Here is a 2,474-nt window from a genome sequence, read left to right on the forward strand (position 1 = left end):
GGTGCCGCCGCCGCCCATCGAGTGGCCCATGACGCCGAGGCGGCTGGAGTCGATGCGGTTCTCGCCGACCGGTGGGACACGGAGCCGTACCCGCCGTCCGGGAAGACGGTGTGGGCGGAGGTGGATGTCGTCAGCCGGGGCCGGCCGCCGATGAAGGGCCGGTGAACCGCCCGGACCTGGGTACCCGCGTCGCACGACGGAAATACCGCACGCCACGCAGGTCTGGAAGGTGATCGCCGTGACCCGTACGCAGCCCCACTACGAGGCAGGCCGTCAGGCGCACGGATCCGAACCGGTGGGCGAGCTGGTCCAGCGGGCCTCGCAGCAGCTGACCGAGCTGGTGCGGGGCGAGCTGCGCCTGGCGCAGGCGGAGATGAAGGAGAAAGGCAGGCGTTACGGCAAGGGCGGCGGACTGTTCGGCGGTGCGGGGCTGTTCGGGTTCCTGACGCTCCAGGCCCTGGTCGCCACCGTGATCGCGGCGCTGGCCGTGCCGCTGCCGGTGTGGGCCGCCGCCCTGATCGTCACCGCCGTGCTCGGCGTGATCGCCGGGGTGATGGCCCTGACCGGGAAGAAGCAGATCGCCGAGGCGGCGCCGCCCGCGCCGGAGCAGGCGATCAAGAACGTGAAGGCCGATGTGGCCGAGATCAAGGAGAGTGCGCACCGATGACCCAGCCGCCCCACGACGAGCCCACCGCGTCCGGCCCGGAGGAACTGCGCGAGCAGGTCGAGCTCACCCGTCAGGAGCTGGGTGAGACGGTCGAGGCGCTCGCGGCGAAGACGGATGTCAAGGCCCGCGCCAAGGAGAAGGCCGCCGAGGTGCGGCAGCAGGCCTCGGAGGTGACGGAACAGGCCGCCGCCAAGGCCGCGCAGGCGGGCCGGCTGTTGCAGGAGAAGACTCCGGAGCCGGTGTGGCAGACCACCGCGCAGACCGCGCGCTGGACCCGCGACAACCGCGTTCTGCTGCTCGCCGGCGGCGCGACGCTTGTGCTGTGGCTGGCCTGCCGCCGCAAGAAGTAGCCGTAGGGACGCGAGAGGGGGCCGGCACCCACGGGTGACGGCCCCCTCTACGGCTTGTTCACTTCCGCTTGACCGGCGGGCACGTGCCGGTCTCCTCACCGATGGAGTTGATCTCGGCGTTGGACCGCACGTCGTCCGCGTAGTTGATCTTGTCCGTGCACTTCTTGTCGTCGGACGCCGGCTTCTGCACCGGCGGACACGTGCCGGTCTCCTCGCCGATGGAGTTGATCTCGGCGTTGGAGCGCGGGTCGCCCGCGTAGTTGATCTTGTCGGTGCACTTCACGGCGGTCTTCGCGGGCGCCCCCGTCGACTTCCCCGCCGTGGTGGCGGACTTGCCGGGCGCGCTCGAGGAACCGGTCCCCGTGGTGTCGGACTTGCCGGCGGACGTGTCCGACGACTTGCCGTCCGCGCTGCCGGACCCCGGGGTGCTCGTGGCCGTGGCCGTGGCCGACGCGTCGCTCGCCGTGGCGGTGGGGGTCGTCTTGGCGTCCCCGTCGCTGCTGCACGCCGTCAGCGCCAGGCCGAGGGCCACGGCGGAGAGGGTCAGTGCCGAGATCTTCCGAGTGCGCATGCTGGTGTCCGTCCTCTGCTGGCGAGCGATCCGGGCGGCTGTTCGCCCGTATGGCCTTCTGCCCTCATTGACAGGCGGTCCGGGCGGCCGAGTTGCCTCGTACTCGCGCTCAAGACACGTTCGTGACATGACGCGGACGGTGCCGCGACGTGCCCCCGGCCAAAGAGGGCGGAACCAGGCCGCGGCCGGACCCGGTTCAGCCCGTGATGACCAGGAGATCGGAAGCGGTCAGCGCATAGGGATAGACGTTGCTCACGGCGTAGACGCGGAACCCGAGGGGAGCCTGTCCCGGGGCCAGGGTGAAGGAGAAGGAGTTTTCGGTGACGGGCCGGCTCGACACGAAGCACGGCTCTCCCGGCACTTCGCCCGTGCCGCACAGGCCCGTACGGTAGTAACGCGTGACGGTGTCGGCCGGGTCCTTCGGTGCCCAGGTGACGGTGACCAACCGGGTCGCCGCGTCATAGGTGTACGCGAGACCGGTCGGCTTGGGCGCGAGCACCGAGGAAGTCGGCGCGGCGGCCGCGGCCTTGAGCGGCTGGGCCGTGGTCCTGAGCGGCTGGGCCGCGGCGGGCAGGGCCGACCCTCCGAGCGCCACCACCAGTCCCGCGCCCGCGATCCCCACTCTGCTCCACCACGTCTTCGACAGCGTCATGGTCCCTCCCCTTGGTAGGCGTCCGGGTCGGCGTCATCCGCCGGCCGGCTGCCGGAGAGATCATCACCCCCGCCCGGCAACCACATGACCGGTACATGAACGAGCGACGGCATGTGCCCGACGCCGGCCGCGGAACCGGGTATTCGGGCCGCGACGGGGCCGGATACGCTGCGCGGGAGCTGATCCGGCAAAGGAGCGGTGTATGTACGCCCAGGGACATCGAGCACAGCAACG

4 protein-coding genes are annotated in these 2,474 nt (G+C 71.1%); 2 read left to right on the forward strand and 2 right to left on the reverse strand.

The genetic code is table 11. From position 1 onward, the window contains the following. Window positions 1-238: 238 nt before the first annotated feature. Window positions 239-667 (forward strand): phage holin family protein, encoded by a 429-nt coding sequence (locus tag H5J33_RS31015; protein WP_309485531.1) that lies wholly within the window; start codon window positions 239-241, stop codon window positions 665-667. Beyond that, on the forward strand, window positions 664-1,017 hold the full coding sequence (locus tag H5J33_RS31020; protein ID WP_181798090.1) for a DUF3618 domain-containing protein: 354 nt from the start codon (window positions 664-666) through the stop codon (window positions 1,015-1,017). Before H5J33_RS31015 ends, H5J33_RS31020 begins: the two co-directional genes overlap by 4 nt. A 58-nt stretch (window positions 1,018-1,075) precedes the next feature. On the opposite strand, the gene H5J33_RS31025 is transcribed toward H5J33_RS31020, so the two are convergent. Together H5J33_RS31025 and H5J33_RS31030 are read right to left on the reverse strand one after the other, a co-directional pair. Continuing rightward, window positions 1,076-1,588 carry a hypothetical protein gene (locus tag H5J33_RS31025; protein WP_181798091.1) on the reverse strand — a complete coding sequence of 171 codons (513 nt, stop codon included), beginning with the start codon at window positions 1,586-1,588 and terminating at the stop codon, window positions 1,076-1,078. Between the two features lie 196 nt (window positions 1,589-1,784). After that, window positions 1,785-2,240 carry a hypothetical protein gene (locus H5J33_RS31030; RefSeq protein WP_181798092.1) on the reverse strand — a complete coding sequence of 152 codons (456 nt, stop codon included), beginning with the start codon at window positions 2,238-2,240 and terminating at the stop codon, window positions 1,785-1,787. Between the last annotated feature and the right edge of the window lie 234 nt (window positions 2,241-2,474).

This window comes from Streptomyces sp. WELS2 (genome assembly GCF_013870595.1).
Taxonomy (GTDB): Bacteria; Actinomycetota; Actinomycetes; order Streptomycetales; family Streptomycetaceae; genus Streptomyces.

Excerpts from the sequence above, each read along its gene's own strand:
- H5J33_RS31020 (WP_181798090.1), top strand. The coding sequence starts at position 664 with ATGACCCAGCCGCCCCACGACGAGCCCACCGCGTCCGGCCCGGAGGAA.
- H5J33_RS31025 (WP_181798091.1), bottom strand. The coding sequence starts at position 1,588 with ATGCGCACTCGGAAGATCTCGGCACTGACCCTCTCCGCCGTGGCCCTC.
- H5J33_RS31030 (WP_181798092.1), bottom strand. The coding sequence starts at position 2,240 with ATGACGCTGTCGAAGACGTGGTGGAGCAGAGTGGGGATCGCGGGCGCG.